Origin of the sequence: Oscillatoria sp. FACHB-1407, from assembly GCF_014697545.1 — a bacterium.
GTDB lineage: Bacteria > Cyanobacteriota > Cyanobacteriia > Elainellales > Elainellaceae > FACHB-1407.
Genome location: NZ_JACJSA010000003.1, coordinates 201,479 through 217,666, shown reverse-complemented (window position 1 = coordinate 217,666; position 16,188 = coordinate 201,479). Strand labels below are relative to the sequence as shown.

Here is a 16,188-nt window from a genome sequence, read left to right as displayed (position 1 = left end):
CTAACAGCTTTGTAAAGCGATCGTTACAAAGCTCTCAGCAATATCCCATGGCTAAATGGGCTGTTGAACTCTGAGAACTGGCACGCTAACACTCCGAACCGGGTCTGTCAGTCGTTATGATCAAACTAGAGAGATTCCTGTAGCAATACCTGCGGGTGTTGTTGATGGGCTAAGAACAGCGTGAGATGCGTTCTCGCCTTGCTCTATCCCCAATTTCAACAAGACCAACTTGCGTGTGAGCTTTTGCAATGGTACAACTACCCGACGCGACCGACTCAATCCAGCCAACCACTTCAAGACGACACATCGAATCCCCTCACCTCTGGACGGCAGCGATCGCAGGGTCAATTGGTGCTCATCTGCTGTTACTAGCATTTACAGTGCCTCTGGTTGCTAAGGTTGACTCTTCTCAGTCCAGCACTGCCAATGTTCCCGTTGAATTAATCGATTTGGACGCCACAGGTGCTAATTCAGGGAATGCGGCTGAGACACCAAATACAACAGCGATCGCCACTCCCAACACGACTCAGTCATCCCCCGATTCATCCTCACCTCCAGAATCGACCTTTCCCAGTAATTCAACTAGCGTTCTTCCCGATACTCCGACCGAGTCTCCCCAAGATTCTAGAAACACACCCCAAAGCACTGTGGATGACGGCTCTCAACGCACGCCATCCGGTTCATCCTCACCCCAACCCAATAACTCCACCACAGGCGACTCACCCCAGGGAAACCCTCAAGAGAACCAGGGAAACCCTCAAGAGAACCAGGGCAATCAAAGTAACACGGCACCCTCTGAGCAAACAACTCCAACCCAACCCCCAGGCAATTCAGGAACTAGCCAACCATCCGGGGGAACGGTCGGTGAAGGGTCTGACTTACCTGGAGTTTCGATCAGCCAAAATCCCGTACCTGCCAGCTTTGTAGCGAGTGTCACGGCTTCCTCCATTCCGGCTAGCGAAAACCCCAGAGATCTGCCTGATCAAAACGCAGCACCCCTAACCCAAAGTCAGGAATTTTTGTCTGATCCAGCCCAATCTGCCTGCATCATCACCCCTGAGGTGACTCGTTATTTTGGCGAAACAGTTTCGATGCAAGTAGTGATTGACGATCAAGGGCAAGTAGCAGAGACGGTCGTGCGAACACCCCTGATCGAAAGCCAGGAGTACACTGACCTAGCCCAATGCCTGGTGAAAACCTGGCAGTTTAAACCCGCTATGAGCGGCGGACAACCTATTTATAGTGACAACTTAATTGTGTCGATCACAATCAGTCAGTAAGGTCGTGCGTCCCTGTCTCAGGGTCACTTACCTGACGTGAATTCGGGATAAGGATTTCGGCGGTTAAAACCGCCGCTATCGGAGCAAAACCAACCTGCGTCGGTTCGTCACATCCCGCATTGTCCGGAGTCCGCATCGGCGGACTTCGCTCTAGTACAGCAAAAAATAAGGTTTGAAAAGGGTGAAGGGGTGGAACCCCTTCTTGGGGGCGAAGCCCTCAAACCCCCTACATTGCAGAACTTTGTGTTCGCAACACTAGTAGACGCGAATTCATTCGCCAGATCTTAAACCGAACTGACGTTACCTAATTTCCTCCGTCACACACCAATATTCAACTGCCAACTTCTCAGCTGACCTGTGTTTAGTTGGGCAAAGTCAACCACTTGTAGTTGCCACCGTCCTCCCGCAGGTTGGTTGATTAACCGCCCTAAAAAAGGCGTGGTTTGCAGGGAATAGGTTTTTTGCAATCGGGTTTGTCGCCCCAAAATCCGGCTTTGCAGCAAAATGGTGACTCCCTGGGGAGAGATCAGGCTAATTTCCACATCCCCTAAAAAACTGTGTTCGACGTCAACTGTGACTTGAATATCCTTAATGCGATTGGTATCGCTGATGGAGATGACGCTGACAACACCTTGTGGATTAAAGTCAGGAATATTGACGGGGTTGTTGTTTTGCTGCTGAATCCGGCGGGCAACCACTGGAGGGGTTGGCGTCGGAGTCGGAGGAACCGGGGTCGGCGTTGGAGGAACCGGGGTCGGAGTCGGGCGGGGTGGAGTGAGGCGACGTTGAGCCGCTTGCACAGCTTTGAAGGCGTTGACTTTGCCGTAGCCAAACCATTGCGAGTGTCCATTGGCATCGTAGGTGCCACGCCGAAAACCGAGTTGGGGGTCGGGGTCAGGGTCTACGATTTTGTCAGCCGTATCTTGCAAAATTTGCTTAACTTCTTTAGCGGTGAGATTGGGATTGATAGATAACATCAAAGCTGCAACACCCGCCACAATGGGGCAAGCACTGGATGTGCCACCAAAATCAGCCGTAAAGCTGCCGGGGGTATAGCCCGCAGCACCTGTGCGATCGCTCGAATACACCCCTTTACCCGGTAACGCCACTCGAATCTGCGGTCCTGTGTAGGTATACCCCACATCTTGTAAATAAATGCCGGGAGGAGCATTGTTACTGGGAGCCGCGATCGAAATATTAGACCCCCAATTACTATAGGCTGCCTTTTTATTGAGGCTTGTCGAAGCAGCAACCGCAATCACATCGGGGTGAACGGCAAAACCGCTCAACCAGGAGGTTGACCCGCGCAAGACATTATTATTCCAACCTTGCTCATTCACCGTGCCATTCACGGGACGATTAGAGTTACCCGATGCAAATACAATCACACAGCCCTTGCCGTTACGTCCCTGAGTAGCCGCACGAGTCATCACCGCCCGCTGTCTCAGCGAAAGCGGATAATAGGTCAAACTGGAACCCCAACTACAGGAAATAACAGCGGCTCCATTCTGCATCGCCCAATTAAAAATGCCCTCGATCGCCTCATCATCTAGAAATCCCGTAGTCCGAATCGGCATGAAAGCACATCCCGGTGCGACCCCCACAATGCCCTGATTGTTTTCCTCGGCGATCGCCAATCCCGCACAGGCAGTTCCGTGATTCTCATAAGCCTCATCGGGAAAGGGTGTGTTCCCTCCTTCCTTCAAGTCTCTGGGGGCAACAATTTTGTCCTTGCCCTGAAAGTCGGGGTGGTTCAGATCAAAGCCGTCATCCGTGACCGCCACAATAATCGATCGCACTCCTCGTGTGATATCCCAGGCCGCTTCCACGGAGATATGGGAGTTGGGGGATAGCTCCGACCCACCATTGTGATGCAGATACCATTGTTTCGGATATTCTGGATCGCGCGGGCGATAAAGAGGCTGCGTCCTCACCGCCACATTAGGTTCTGCCATCAACACTTCAGGGCGACGCATCAGTTGATTGGCTAATTTAACGGGGTTCGATCGCGCCCGATCTGTCAATTCAAAGACAAAGGTTTGGGGAATGCCCACCACAGGTTGTGCTCGTTGTAAGCCGAGTGGATTGGCGATCGCCTCCACCTCTGCCGCATTCACCTGCCCCGCAAACTGCACTGTCACCTGATCTGTGAGATAGACAAAGGTGCTGGGGCTGTTTTGCAACCGATAGACATGACTGGCGAACACCACCTCTGGAGAGCTTCTGGCAAGTTGCATCCCCTGATCTAATCGCGCTGGATCAACCTGAAATTCCACCAGTTGAACACTTTCAATCAGTTGTATTGCACGGGCACCCACCTGTTGAGCCAAAACCTGGGAATTGCGCCCCTCTATTAAACGAACAGTGAAGCGATCGCCCACTTTTTCCAGGGCTAATTCTTCACCTCCCCGCTGCAAAATCATCCCCTCATTTTCAGGAGCAACGCCCTGACCCGCTCCAGATGAGTTGGGTGGAACAACAGATCCAGTCATGGGTAAATCTCATCTCCAACTTTTCTAATACACCCTATACTTCCTGAAGGAAACGCTCCCCCCAAACTCAGGATTTATTTAAGACTTCCATCGGGGAACTCAAGGAGAATCAATATCGTCATCCTCTACCTCAGTTTCAATCTTCCGGTTGAAACCATTTGCCAAATGTAAAAGAACTTAAAGTTGGCGTTGGATGATAATATACCCGAAGGCTATTAAGTTTAGCTCTTAATAGTTCAGTTCTTAATCAATTGGCTCCGTCTCCTTCAACTTCTCAACACGCAGAATTCATGGTATCTGGACTTGTTCGCTCATTCGCTTTGGCTTCCTTACTGTCTTTACCTGTGACAGCAGCCATTACTGTGCTTCCCACCACATCAGCCTGGGCACAATCGGCACAAGATGGAACCCAACCTAACCTGGATGATTTGCGTCCTCTCGCTCAAGACGGCAGCATTTTGAGTATGCGAGGCGGACAGCGGTTAATGACAGAAGCAGGTAATGCCGCCGCTGCACAAAACTACGATCTGGCAGTCAGCAAGCTCCAGGAAGCTCGTCAAGTTTTCAATCAACTTTCCAACTTCTATCAAGAGCTAGCCGCTAGCTTCTCTGGCATTGACAACCGCATCGCTGATGCTCAACGTCGTCAAGCTTTAGATGCAGCTCAATATCGCGACCAGGCGACCTACCAGCTAGCCCTGGTACATCGCGCTCAAAATAAGCCTGAGTTAGCTGTTCCCCTGCTGGTTCAGATCATCCGCAGCCAACAGCCCACTCGTGAACTGGGTCAGCAAGCCTATCGGCAACTGTTTGAGTTAGGGTTCGTTGATTCTCCTTTTCCTCGTAATCAAGATGAACCTACCTCCAGTGCCCCTGCCCCAACGCGGAGCAATTAAGACTCTAAACTGGTTAATAGGATTGTCATTCAAAAACGTTCTCTAACAGAACGTTTTATTGTTGTTTGATAATTAATCCCCTGTAGCGGGAAACAAGTGTTTATTGAGGCTAAGAGAATGATTAGTCCAAGTCAGGTTGAGTCGATGATCAAAGCCAGCATTCCAGATGCTCAAGTCCAAATTCAGGACTTAACCGGAGGAGGTGACCACTACCAAGTTGTCGTCGTCTCATCTGCATTTGATGGCAAGGGGTTGGTGCAACAACATCAACTGGTTTACAAAGCTGTTCGACAGGCAATGTCTACCGAAGCCATTCATGCTCTGTCCTTAAAAACCTATACGCCTGAAGCATGGGCAGTTGCACAACAGGTATCCTAATTTCCCGGTAGTATTGAAACTATAGCAGCCATTTCAGTAAAGACCATGACTCCAGAATTGCAAGAGCGCATCGACTCCATCGTCAATCAAAACAAGATTGTCGTATTTATGAAGGGAAACAAACTGATGCCCCAGTGCGGTTTCTCTAACAATGTGGTTCAGATTCTCAATATGATGGGCGTTCCGTATGAAACGGTTGACGTTTTAGCAGACAACGATATTCGTCAAGGTATCAAAGAATACTCCAGTTGGCCCACCATCCCCCAGGTATACGTAAATGGTGAGTTTGTTGGCGGTTCTGACATCCTGATTGAGTTGTATCAAAAGGGTGAACTCCAACAGATGCTGGAGGTTGCTTTAGCTTCCTGAAGCAGCTATAACCCTTTCTAGTCGTGAAATCCTTAAAGACATAAATCCCCTTTTGCTTGAGGTCAATCAGTGGGCAAAAGGGGATCTTTTTTTATCAAAGTTTGTTTGAGATATCAGAAAAGCCAGTAACTCACAGAGGTGATGCGGAGCCAATTTGCCCATCAGGGCGATCGCCCCTCAATCATGATCAAGTCGCTATTTGCGCTCAAACCTCATCCAAATCGCCTTTGGGCTAGTAATAGTCAGGCTCAGATTGGGGTTGAGGTTCCTCAAAGTTAGACTGGTCGTAGAGATAGCGAGTAGCTTCCTCCTCAAGCCGATGAATTAAAAAGGGTTCAAGAGCATTGCTATGCCGTAGGGCAGCGAGATAGCCATCGAGGTAGAGGCGAAGTTCATCAAATCGATAGCCCCGATTCCACTGCTCATTGAGGGCATCAGTGACCTTCTGGTAATAACGGATGACTTGGGCATCGACAAGCATAGTGGGTAGTCTGAAATTGGATTAAGGTTAGCGACAGAAGTGTTACTTAACTTTACAAAGAACGATCTTTTACGGGGTGTAAAAGACTTTTTGAAAAACTAGCATGAAAAAATTCACACTGTTATATCTATGCATACATTAATTCTAACCCCATTGTTTGACGCTACTTCCTCCAGTCGGAGTATCATTCGTCACCGTATTATAGCGATCGCAACTATGATTACGGGGTACCTCTAAATAGATCGAGTAGCAGTGGTTACAAAACCTTGACAACCGCTCTGTTAACTTTGGATTTGCTAACTTGAGAGAAAGCTTGAACCCTGTGGGCTCTGTTTGCATTCAGATTGTTGAGGGAAATCCCCATTTGCGATCGCTGCTGGGCTGGCACTTGCAGCAAGTAGGTTACTGGGTTCACCAATCCGCTGACCTCCAGCAGGCGAGGGATGTGTTTCAGGCACGCCAGCCCCATCTCGTCATTCTTGACTCAGAATTGCCTGATGGAGATGGTGTCGAGTTTTGTCGTTGGTTACAACAACAACGCCAAACGCTGATTTTAATGCTATCGGCTCGCAGTGCTGAGGCAGATATTGTAGCCGGGTTACGAGCCGGAGCAGATGATTATTTAACGAAACCGTTTGGGATGCAAGAATTCCTCGCTCGTGTCGAGGCACTCATCCGACGGAGCCGCACGACTACAGCACCCGCCTTGCTCGACTATGGCGATCTAAAGGTTGATTTAGTGCAACGACGAGTTCGTCTGAAGGATGAGCTAATCGAGCTAACCCCTCAAGAGTTCAGCTTGCTGTACGTGTTGGCACAAGCGAGTGGCGCACCTCTGACGCGCTCAGAGCTGCTGCGTAGAGCATGGCCCGATGCGATCGACAACCATCGCACAGTAGATACCCACATCCTCTCACTGCGTAAAAAAATTGAGTCTGACCCCAGACAACCTAACATTATTCAAACTGTGCGCAATGTGGGATATCGCTTTAACGTCGAAATGGTCAATTCCAACGCTAATTCGCCTGTGGAAGTGAACCCCATGAACCACCGCAAACACGCTCGCACATTACCTAAGATTGCAGAACGGCACTAACCGCCCTACCCACAGGCGGAATTACTGAGCAACACTGGCTAACTCCTCTTGCAGCATTGACTCGTAAATAGCAGGCAATGCCTCTGTCATGACGTTTGGCTCAATGCCATATCCCAAACTCGTCCAGGTTGGCGACAAAATGTAGAGCACTTCTGCGAGTTCACCGGCTCGCAAGAGTTCGGCCAGATCGACTCCCCAGGCATCAGGATCACTGAGCCAGGCATAAACAACTTTGTCTTGAAATTCAGGTTCAAAGCTATAGCTCTGCCAAAAGAGAAAATCCTGGGGGTATGGATGATAGAGCTTCGCTTTTTCCAACCAGGTCGTCGTAATGAACTGGTAGCGTCCTGCGGCAGTGGTGCAGTCTCCCACGTTTGGACCAGCCATGATGGGGATACAGCGATCAGGGTGTTGGCCCAAGTCCTGAAAGTGCTCCCCTCCATACAGCAATGAGTAAGGCTTGGGGCTATTGGCTTCACTGGCTGAAATAGTTCGCATCAAGGCTCGAATGTAAGGATCACCGCCCTGCATCACTAACGGGGCAGGGGTATAGTCCCAGGAAGGGTCATAGGGCGATCGCCCCCATCCAAAGCGAAACGGCTCCCCTGTAATAATTAACGCGATCGCCGCAATGCCACTGACGAGAATGAGCCAGTCAAACGCCCCCGGCTTGCGAGGAGTGACCGCTTTGGGATGATGCGATGGCTGAGGTTGAGCTGGGTTGAGCTTGGAATTAAGGTCAGAAGGCATCTAGAGAAAAACGAGCAGAGATAAACAACCGAGTCGTAACAAAAGTCGCCACTCTACAGTGTATGCGCTTCACCCAAGCGATCGCACCTATTCAACTCATCTCCTCATCTTTGCACCCTGCCTTCCGGTAAAGACGTGATTCATCCAGGCTGCTTCAACAACCCCATTTTCGCTTCCCCACTCCCGCGTCCCTAAAACTAGCTCACACTGGCAAATAGCTCTGAAAATGGCTGATTGACTGCATCGGGTTTCGCCACAATCTCTACAACCTTATGGCTAGACTCTGGTGAAAACAGAGCCTCCACACAGACCTGTGCCACTTTGGTGCGAGGAATGCTGCCTTCAAACAGGGTATCTGCCTGGGACATCACGATCGCATCGGCGGAGTCTTCATTTTTCAACCCACCAGGGCGAACGATCGTATAGTTCAATCCGCTTTGCTTAAGATAGTCCTCGCCTTTTTTCTTCCACACCAGAATCAGCCAGAACAAATTGAGGGGATGCAATAACTTCGAGACGCACAACGAAGACACCATGACAAACTTCTCGACGCCCGCCGCTTTGCCAGCATCCACCAGATTTTTAGTGCCCTCATAGTCCACTTTGTAAGGACCTGTAACATCAAAACTGGGGGCGGCTCCTGTAGCAGACAAGATAACAGTGCTATCGGCGATCGCCTCTTTCAAACTCTCTGGTTTCAGCACATCGCCCACCACTAATTCGGCTGCATCGGGCAACACTTGCTTGGCTTTGTCTCGATCTCGTACCAGTGCCCGCACAGGAATATTCCGTTGCACCAACTCCTGCACAATCCGACGTCCCGTTTCTCCGGTAGCCCCTGCTACAAATGCTTTCATGTATGCTCTCTATTAATAGTGTTTAAGTGTTTAGATAATTTAAGATGGCATTCAATAAAGTTACCTGAAAGATAACGTCATCTTGCCGAGTTCGTTCACACCATTGGGAAACCTATCCATGATGAGTGTATCCATCCAAGACGCTAGTTTATTGGGTCAATCTCCGTAGATCAATCCAGATCATGCCTTGAATCACGAAAAATGCAATCTACCTTTCCGTAGATCGAGCATGGTGACTCCCCAAAAAGGCAGGATATGCTGAGTGAAATAGCAGGCAAGCTGTCACATTCATGACTGACTCGTTGCCAACTCAGCCTCACATTTAATGATGGAAGTAGTGGTATGCAGGCAAACTCAGCAGAACATCAATCTCTAGAAAGCTCTAGTTCTATACTGGGGATTGCATCAGGTTTAGTTGATGGCAGCGATTTAATGATGGACGACTCTGTGCGCCATACCAGTGAGCCAACCTATTTTCATGGCTACTACACAAGCTGCATGGAAATGTACGCTGATGTCAAAACAGTTGCCAGTTATTTAGATGCCCACCGCGAGTGGTTTCGACGCTGTGCTCACCCGATGAAGACAGAGCCACTGGGTGAAAACGGCTATGCACTAACAGTCGGTAGATTTGGCTCCTTCGGATATGACGTTGAGCCTAAGATTGGCTTAGACTTGTTGCCGCAAGATCAAGGCATTTACCGCATTGAAACCATTCCGCTTGCCGATCAGCCACCGGGCTATGAGGTTGATTTCAAAGCAGCGATGCAGTTAGTTGAGGCTGAATATCAACGGCAACCTGGCGACGGGCATGATGTCCCTACAGCAATGACCAGAGTAGAGTGGGATCTCAACTTAGAAGTCGCTATTCAATTTCCCCGGTTTATTCACGCCCTGCCCAAATCACTGATTCAAACCACTGGCGATCGCCTATTAAATCAAATCGTGCGCCAAGTCTCGCGGCGTCTAACCGTCAAGGTTCAGGAAGATTTTCACAGCACCCACACCATTGCTATGCCTAAGAAGCGCAAGAAATCTCTGTGGCATCGCCATCCGGTGAACCATTCTGACGCAGAATAGCCGACAGGTCTTAGCAGGATTGCAGCGATCGCTGTGTCCCTACATCCAATCTCTAGATAAGGATAGGCTTTTTTTAACAAAATGCCCTATCCTTATTTTATTTTCTAATAATGGATGAAGTTGAGGCTCTATATTAGAGCTATCGCTCCAGAGGTCGGAGCCGTTTTAACGGCTGAAAAAGCCTTATACCGATTCACCCAATCCGACTTTCTGCCTTTTGTATAGACTCTCTGTTTCCCCAGTTTCATGAGCTTAAATGCGCTTACCCGACAGTTTCAGCGATTGTTTGGGTCAAAGTTTCAGCGACTATTTGGGTCAAAACGCCTCGCCATCTTTGAAGCGTGTGTCATTGGACTCGTCTCCGGTTTGGCAGCAGTTTTGTTAAAGCAAGGTGTAGGTCTGGTCGGTGGATGGCGAGTGCAACTGTCTTACCAGCTACCAGCCTGGTTTGTCTTGCCTGTAATTGGATTGACTGGAGGGTGGCTTGCAGGGTGGCTCGTAGAACGATTTGCACCAGAAGCAGCCGGGAGTGGCATTCCTCAAGTCAAAGCTGCACTAGCCAATGTACCGATTCCACTCAATATGCGAGTGGCGATCGTCAAGCTCGTCAGTGTCATCCTGGTGCTGGGTTCGGGCTTAAACTTGGGGCGGCAAGGTCCAACGGTGCAGGTCGGCGCAGCACTGGCGGGACAACTGAGTCAGTGGATTCCCACGTCTCCTGAATATCGACGACAACTGATTGCGGCAGGAGCGGCAGCAGGTTTAGCAGCCGGATTCAACGCGCCGATCGCTGGCGTCCTGTTTGTCGTGGAGGAGTTTTTGCAGGATTTTTCGGGTTTGACCCTGGGAACGGCAATCCTGGCATCGTTTATTGGGGCGGTTGTGTCCCGATTGCTGGGAGGTCAGGGGCTGAGCCTTGATCCGATTATGACCGAGATCAATGCTCGATTTTCTCTGCAAGACGTACCATTTTTCCTCATTTTGGGGTTGCTAGCCGGACTGTTGGGAGCCTTGTTTAGTCGTGGCATTTTTGTCGGGCTTGCTTTTAATCGCCATGTGGTGCGGCTGAGTTTACCCTGGAAAGTTGCCCTGGCAGGTTTGGTGTCTGGGGGAGTGGTGATGTTGCTACCTGCTACCTTCCGCGATAGCACTGGACTACAGAGCTTTGTCAGCGCAGGAGAAGCTGCCTGGCAAGTGACCTTGCTAGTGTTTGTTGTCCAGTTTGTGCTGACTCTGATTGCCTACGGCTCTGGTGCGCCAGGAGGTATTTTCGCCCCATCTCTCGTTCTGGGAGCTTCTTTAGGGCATCTTGTCGGCTTATCTGCACAAACCCTGGAAACGTGGCTGGGTCTTCCATTGGGATTACCAGCGGGAATTAGCCCAACAACGACCTATGCACTGGCAGGAATGGGAGCATTTTTTAGTGCAGTGACCCGAGGACCGATTACAGCGATCGTCATTGTGTTTGAAATTACCACCGATTTTAATCTGGTGCTGCCGTTAATGATTGGCTCGGTCATTGCCTATCTGATTGCAGATAAAGCTGCCAGTGGTTCCTTTTATAACCAACTGTTGGCATGGAATGGGATTCATCTGGATAAAGACCCAATTGTGACACAGGGACCGTGGGCAGAACTGACTGCTGCGACTTTAATGCAACGCCGTGTGGAAACCCTATCCAGCCAGATGACCCTCGGTGAAGCCATGCAAGCATTTTCGCGATCGCACCACCGTGGCTTCCCAGTCGTGGATGAAAACAAGTTAGTCGGCATCGTGACTCAAACCGATCTCGCTGATCCATCCCGTTATCCAGCAAATACGGATACAGATTTAGTGACGCTAGCTGACATCATGACACCCCAACCCGTGACGGTGTCGCCTAAAGATCCGTTGAACCATGTGTTGTATCTGCTGAACCGCTTCAAATTGAGCCGATTGCCCGTTACTGAGGGGCAAAAACTGGTCGGCATCATCACCCGTGCCGATATTATTCGAGCGGAGTCTGATCGGATTACGGGTGAAACGCAGCAGTTTGGTCCTCGACCGGAACCATCCTACGGAGTCTATCAAACGCGATCGCCTGCCGTTGGCAAAGGTCGCCTGCTCGTACCGTTGAGCAATCCCCAAACTGCTCCAGCGTTACTCAAGTTGGCAGTGGCGATCGCTCAGGCACATCACTATGAGTTGGAGTGTTTGCAGGTGATCAAAGTCCCCCGTAGTCAGTCACCTGCAGAAGCGGCAGTCCGGACAACCACTAGTCGTCGGCTCTTGCGACAAGCGGAACAGTGGATACAGGCCTCCGCTCAGGAGTGGCCGATTCCTGTGCATACTCAAATTCGGCTAGCCCATGATGCGGCTCAAGCCATGCTGGAGACAATTCAAGAACGGCACATTGATCTGGTGCTGATGGGTTGGAAGGGCAACACGACCACACCGGGGCGGGTGTTTGGCAATGTGGTGGACACGGTGATCCGTCAGGCGGCCTGTGAGGTGATTTTGGTGAAGTTGAGTGATATGGAATTGTTTGATCGTTGGTTGGTGCCGATCGCGGGAGGCCCCAATTCTCAACAGGGCTTAAAGCTGCTCCCCGCATTGACCAACCTGAGCGACAGTCCGGCAGTGCGGCTGTGTCAGGTATTTGAACCAGGGGCTGAGGCATTGGACGTGACGCTATTGCAACAGGCGATCGCTCAGTTAAACCACGAAATTGATTGTCCAATTATGGCTCATCCCATTTGGGGAAATTCAGTTTCAGAGGCTGTAGTTAAACTTGCATCAAAGGAAAACTGTGATGTGATTGTGTTGGGTGCCAGTCGTGAGGGCTTATTGCAACAGGCGATCAAGGGCAACATTCCCGAAGCGATCGCCCGCAATAGTGACTGCACAGTCATTCTTGTGCGAGGTGTGATCTCACCTAACCCATAAATTCTGATTGCAAAGTTTCCCATATTAAGCGGATGAGGATGTTAAAAATAGGAATAGATATGAATGGGGGGTCTAACCCCTCACCCTAAAAGAACATCCTATTTAGCCCTCTATATCCTCTCGATAGCTGTAGCCACAGGGCTTAAAGAACTGGAATTAGAAGGAGTGTAGGTATCGCCTCCATTTGGGGGTTTGACCCTGCACCCCACCTAACCCCTATCCCTGCTGCTATATCTCCAAGAGCTATTTGTAGGGGGCATTCGATCATTCCAACACAAGCCAACGTGTCTATTTGCAGGTTTTGGGTGCCAATCTACCACCGGAGCTGTTCAGCATCGTGCAATCGCCCTGTTGAATAAGCCCAGAGCAATTGCTCATTTCTTTACACGCAACCCTATCCTCAGAGGCATCTGTGAGCTTTCAGCGACTTCGCCAGCTTTATCAGCATTGGCATACCACGATTCAACCCACCCTTGTTCCTGGGCTAAAAGCGGTACTTGCTTTTAGTTTGACTATTACGGGTTTAGTCATGGCGGTGAAACAGGTCGGTTGGCTAGAACCGTTAGAACTGAGAGCCTATGACCGTTTGGTGCGTCTACGCCCTGATCAAGGGGCTGACCCACGGCTTCTCATCGTAGCAATTACCGAGGAAGATCTTCAAAGCCTGCGGCGGGCTACTCCCTCCGATCAGGATCTGGCAACCGTTCTCGGTAATCTGCAAGAGCACCGTCCACAAGTCATTGGGCTTGACCTCTACCGAGATGTGCCCCAACCACCCGGTAACGCTATGTTGGGCGATCGCCTCCAGGATTCCAACATTGTGGTCATCACCAAACTCAGCAACGAGGGGCAGCGGAGCGTGCCCCCTCCACCCAACATCCCTCCGGAGCGCATTGGGTTTAATGACCTGCCGATCGATGCAGATGGCATCATCCGTCGCAACCTGATGTTTGCCAGTATGGAGGGCAAAATCTATTTCTCCTTTTCTCTGCGGGTAGCGACTCAATATCTTAGAGCCAGTGGCATCGCTCCAAAACCCAGTTCCATTGATGCAACCTATATGCAAATGGGAGATGCCGTGTTTGTGCCGTTGGGGGAAGATCCGGGTGGCTATCAGCACAATGATGCAGGTGGCTATCAAGTTTTGCTCAACTACCGCTCAAACCGCAATATTGCCCGACAGGTTACGTTTACTCAAGTCCTTTATGATCAGGTTGACCCAACCTGGATTAGAGACAAGATTGTCCTGATCGGCACAACCGCTGTGAGTGGCAAGGATCTGTTCTACACCCCATTTAGTGCCAGTGCAGAACGTAACCATCAAATGCCTGGGGTAGAAGTTCATGCTCAAAAGGTGAGCCAGATTCTGAGTGCAGCGGTGGATCAACGCCCTCTCATGTGGTTTTGGGCAGATTGGGCAGAGAATGTGTGGATCTTGGGATGGGCGATCGCCGGAAGTGCTTTTGTCTGGCGGGTGCGGCACCCAATTACCCTGGGGTTTGGTATGGTGCGCCTCCTGGTGTTGTTATCGGGGTCGTGTTTCGCCATTTTGATGTTGCAAGGCTGGGTGCCGTTGGTTACCCCTATGGTGGGGATGCTAGCCGCCGCAGGAACAACCCTGACCTATCGGGCACAACAGGCACAACGCCAACAACAAATGGTGATGACGCTATTGGGGCAAAACACCTCGCCAGAAATTGCCAATGCGCTGTGGGCATCGCGCGATCGCCTCTTGCAATCGGGCAAATTGCCGGGGCAAAAGCTAGTTGCCACCATGCTGTTTACCGATATCAAAGATTTCAGTACAGTCGCAGAGCAAATGACCCCAGAGGCGTTGCTAGATTGGCTCAATGAATACCTGGAAGCCATGACTCAGGCAATTCAAAGCCACCATGGGATTGTCAATAAATTCACCGGAGATGGGTTGTTAGCGGTGTTTGGAGTGCCGATTCCGCGAGTCAGCGATGAGGAAATTGCTCAAGATGCCTATCAAGCGGTGGCATGTGCAATGGCAATGGGCGATCGCCTGCAACAACTCAATCAAGACTGGCAACAGCGGGGCTTAAAGGCCGTGCAGATGCGGGTAGGCATCTTCACCGGAGAAATTGTCGTGGGCAGCCTCGGTGGCAAAGATCGGATGGAATATGGGGTCATTGGTGACAGTGTCAACATTGCCTCTCGTTTGGAAAGCTGTGCTAAAGACAGACAACCCGATGCCTGTCGTGTGTTGATTGCACAGGAAACGTTAGATTACCTGCATAATGCGTTTCACGTTGAGTCGTGGGGCCCCATGGCACTCAAAGGAAAACAACAACTGGTGAATGTCTACCGGGTTGTCTCTCACATGCCTACCCCTGCCATTCAAATCGCCCATTACGTCCTTGAAAATGAGCCAGAAAGTTCTCTAACTCAAGCGGAAACAAAAGCAAACACGGTGAATCTATAGATCCGTAGGGGCATTTACTGTTGCATTCATCCTGGTATAGCTGTAGCCACATTCGATGGGGCGAAGGCGAGTCGGAAAGCTCTCCCAGAATCAGTGTTTGACCCATTGCCTTTGTCCTAAGCTTTCTGACCAAGCTATAGCTTTTGACGCGATCGCCTGAACCACGGTTTAGTGCAATTGCCTACCATCATTCAACTCACTTGGGCTCAGTCATCTTCAGCCGTATATCCTTCATGGCAGCTGTGATCAAGCCTTTGAGCCCATAAAACCCTCCCTCTTTCACAGATTTATTTCAATCACCAAGGATCGACTAAGTATGTCTCGACCTATCCCTCCTCTCAACCTGTCCTACCGTGTAGTCCTACATGTTGCGCTTATCTTAGGCACGATCTTGGGTGGCTTACCATTGGCTGCCATCGCACAGACCTACAACCCTCCGACGGATATCGGGTTACCAGGACGACGCGAAGGAGGCGGTACGCGAGGCTGCTGGCGCAGTGACTCTACAATTTCTTCAACCGATCGCCTCACCGCTCTGGTGCCTGCCCAAAACTTCGGCTACACCTCAACCAACTACCCCACATTCTTTGTCTACGTACCTCAGTTCTACGCTGAAAACGCCGTTGCCGCTGAGTTTATCTTAAGTGATGAAGACGATAACGAGTTGTATAAAGCCACCTTCCAAACGGCAAGAACATCGGGCATTATGAGCCTGAGTCTACCAGCTAACGCCAATCTCCCTCCCCTCGAAGTGGGTAAGAATTATCACTGGAGTTTTGCGCTCATTTGCGAAATGAGCGATCGCTCCGCTGATGTTGTAGTAGACAGTTGGATTCAGCGTATCGAACCCAGTACAACCTTACAGTCCGAGCTACAGCAGGCAAGCTTAGAGCAACGTCCAACTATCTACGCCCAGCAGGGAATCTGGTACGATGCGATCAGTAGTCTTGCAACACTCCGTTCTCAAACGGGTGGTCCGGTTCCTGCCTCTCAGTGGGTCAATTTGTTAAATTCAGTCGGCTTAGTTCACATTACTCGTGAAACTCCCATTGAGCGAATCAATCTCAGCCAGAGTAGCCAGACCCCCAATTTAGAGCAGTAGTTTTGGCTCGGTTTAAGCATTGTTGAACCATTCGCC

General features: G+C 50.3%; 14 protein-coding genes. 9 read left to right on the top strand and 5 right to left on the bottom strand.

Going from position 1 to position 16,188, the window contains the following annotated elements; all coding sequences use genetic code 11:
• The first annotated feature begins 248 nt into the window (after nt 1-248).
• Nucleotides 249-1,280, top strand: a complete 1,032-nt coding sequence (locus tag H6G89_RS06930) for an energy transducer TonB (RefSeq protein ID WP_190504578.1) — start codon at nt 249-251, stop codon at nt 1,278-1,280.
• Here H6G89_RS06930 and H6G89_RS06925 read toward each other — a convergent pair.
• Both H6G89_RS06925 and H6G89_RS06920 read right to left on the bottom strand, forming a co-directional pair.
• The gene (locus tag H6G89_RS06925; protein WP_190504577.1) at nt 1,270-1,416 is read right to left on the bottom strand and encodes a hypothetical protein; all 147 of its coding nucleotides are present in this window, start codon (nt 1,414-1,416) and stop codon (nt 1,270-1,272) included. The genes H6G89_RS06930 and H6G89_RS06925 overlap by 11 nt on opposite strands.
• Before the next feature lie 181 nt (nt 1,417-1,597).
• Nucleotides 1,598-3,772: a S8 family serine peptidase gene (locus H6G89_RS06920; RefSeq protein WP_190504576.1), complete on the bottom strand. Its 2,175-nt coding sequence runs from the start codon at nt 3,770-3,772 to the stop codon at nt 1,598-1,600.
• Between the two features lie 290 nt (nt 3,773-4,062).
• Between H6G89_RS06920 and H6G89_RS06915 the strand changes: the two genes are divergently transcribed.
• From H6G89_RS06915 to grxD, 3 genes are all read left to right on the top strand, one after another.
• Nucleotides 4,063-4,668, top strand: coding sequence for a hypothetical protein (locus H6G89_RS06915; protein WP_190504575.1), 606 nt, complete (start codon nt 4,063-4,065; stop codon nt 4,666-4,668).
• A 117-nt stretch (nt 4,669-4,785) separates the two neighbouring features.
• Nucleotides 4,786-5,046, top strand: a complete 261-nt coding sequence (locus H6G89_RS06910) for a BolA family protein (RefSeq protein WP_190504574.1) — start codon at nt 4,786-4,788, stop codon at nt 5,044-5,046.
• A 45-nt stretch (nt 5,047-5,091) separates the two neighbouring features.
• Nucleotides 5,092-5,415, top strand: coding sequence for a Grx4 family monothiol glutaredoxin (gene grxD, locus H6G89_RS06905; protein ID WP_190504573.1), 324 nt, complete (start codon nt 5,092-5,094; stop codon nt 5,413-5,415).
• Nucleotides 5,416-5,647: 232 nt separating this feature from the next.
• Here the strand turns inward: grxD and H6G89_RS06900 are convergent, their stop codons facing one another.
• Nucleotides 5,648-5,896 carry a DUF6761 family protein gene (locus H6G89_RS06900; RefSeq protein WP_190504572.1) on the bottom strand — a complete coding sequence of 83 codons (249 nt, stop codon included), beginning with the start codon at nt 5,894-5,896 and terminating at the stop codon, nt 5,648-5,650.
• A gap of 322 nt (nt 5,897-6,218) precedes the next feature.
• Here H6G89_RS06900 and H6G89_RS06895 point away from each other — a divergent pair, with 322 nt between their 5' ends.
• Nucleotides 6,219-6,992, top strand: a complete 774-nt coding sequence (locus tag H6G89_RS06895) for a response regulator transcription factor (RefSeq protein WP_190504571.1) — start codon at nt 6,219-6,221, stop codon at nt 6,990-6,992.
• Nucleotides 6,993-7,013: 21 nt separating this feature from the next.
• Here the strand turns inward: H6G89_RS06895 and H6G89_RS06890 are convergent, their stop codons facing one another.
• Nucleotides 7,014-7,742 (bottom strand): glycoside hydrolase family 24 protein, encoded by a 729-nt coding sequence (locus H6G89_RS06890; RefSeq protein WP_190504570.1) that lies wholly within the window; start codon nt 7,740-7,742, stop codon nt 7,014-7,016.
• 197 nt (nt 7,743-7,939) lie between these two features.
• A complete protein-coding gene (locus H6G89_RS06885) occupies nt 7,940-8,599 on the bottom strand; it encodes an NAD(P)H-binding protein (RefSeq protein WP_190504569.1) in 660 nt (219 codons plus the stop codon).
• A 342-nt stretch (nt 8,600-8,941) separates the two neighbouring features.
• Between H6G89_RS06885 and H6G89_RS06880 the strand changes: the two genes are divergently transcribed.
• From H6G89_RS06880 to H6G89_RS06865, 4 genes are all read left to right on the top strand, one after another.
• Complete coding sequence (locus H6G89_RS06880) at nt 8,942-9,679, top strand: DUF1997 domain-containing protein (RefSeq protein WP_190504568.1); 738 nt, start codon at nt 8,942-8,944, stop codon at nt 9,677-9,679.
• A 246-nt stretch (nt 9,680-9,925) separates the two neighbouring features.
• On the top strand, nt 9,926-12,604 hold the full coding sequence (locus tag H6G89_RS06875; RefSeq protein ID WP_190504567.1) for a chloride channel protein: 2,679 nt from the start codon (nt 9,926-9,928) through the stop codon (nt 12,602-12,604).
• 412 nt (nt 12,605-13,016) lie between these two features.
• Complete coding sequence (locus H6G89_RS06870; protein WP_309229681.1) at nt 13,017-15,050, top strand: CHASE2 domain-containing protein; 2,034 nt, start codon at nt 13,017-13,019, stop codon at nt 15,048-15,050.
• 316 nt (nt 15,051-15,366) lie between these two features.
• Nucleotides 15,367-16,152, top strand: a complete 786-nt coding sequence (locus H6G89_RS06865; protein ID WP_190504566.1) for a DUF928 domain-containing protein — start codon at nt 15,367-15,369, stop codon at nt 16,150-16,152.
• Nucleotides 16,153-16,188: the final 36 nt, after the last annotated feature.

Coding starts and splice junctions, on each gene's coding strand:
- H6G89_RS06930 (WP_190504578.1), top strand. CDS start 249: ATGGTACAACTACCCGACGCGACCGACTCAATCCAGCCAACCACTTCA.
- H6G89_RS06925 (WP_190504577.1), bottom strand. CDS start 1,416: ATGCGGACTCCGGACAATGCGGGATGTGACGAACCGACGCAGGTTGGT.
- H6G89_RS06920 (WP_190504576.1), bottom strand. CDS start 3,772: ATGACTGGATCTGTTGTTCCACCCAACTCATCTGGAGCGGGTCAGGGC.
- H6G89_RS06915 (WP_190504575.1), top strand. CDS start 4,063: ATGGTATCTGGACTTGTTCGCTCATTCGCTTTGGCTTCCTTACTGTCT.
- H6G89_RS06910 (WP_190504574.1), top strand. CDS start 4,786: ATGATTAGTCCAAGTCAGGTTGAGTCGATGATCAAAGCCAGCATTCCA.
- grxD (WP_190504573.1), top strand. CDS start 5,092: ATGACTCCAGAATTGCAAGAGCGCATCGACTCCATCGTCAATCAAAAC.
- H6G89_RS06900 (WP_190504572.1), bottom strand. CDS start 5,896: ATGCTTGTCGATGCCCAAGTCATCCGTTATTACCAGAAGGTCACTGAT.
- H6G89_RS06890 (WP_190504570.1), bottom strand. CDS start 7,742: ATGCCTTCTGACCTTAATTCCAAGCTCAACCCAGCTCAACCTCAGCCA.
- H6G89_RS06885 (WP_190504569.1), bottom strand. CDS start 8,599: ATGAAAGCATTTGTAGCAGGGGCTACCGGAGAAACGGGACGTCGGATT.
- H6G89_RS06880 (WP_190504568.1), top strand. CDS start 8,942: ATGCAGGCAAACTCAGCAGAACATCAATCTCTAGAAAGCTCTAGTTCT.
- H6G89_RS06875 (WP_190504567.1), top strand. CDS start 9,926: ATGAGCTTAAATGCGCTTACCCGACAGTTTCAGCGATTGTTTGGGTCA.
- H6G89_RS06865 (WP_190504566.1), top strand. CDS start 15,367: ATGTCTCGACCTATCCCTCCTCTCAACCTGTCCTACCGTGTAGTCCTA.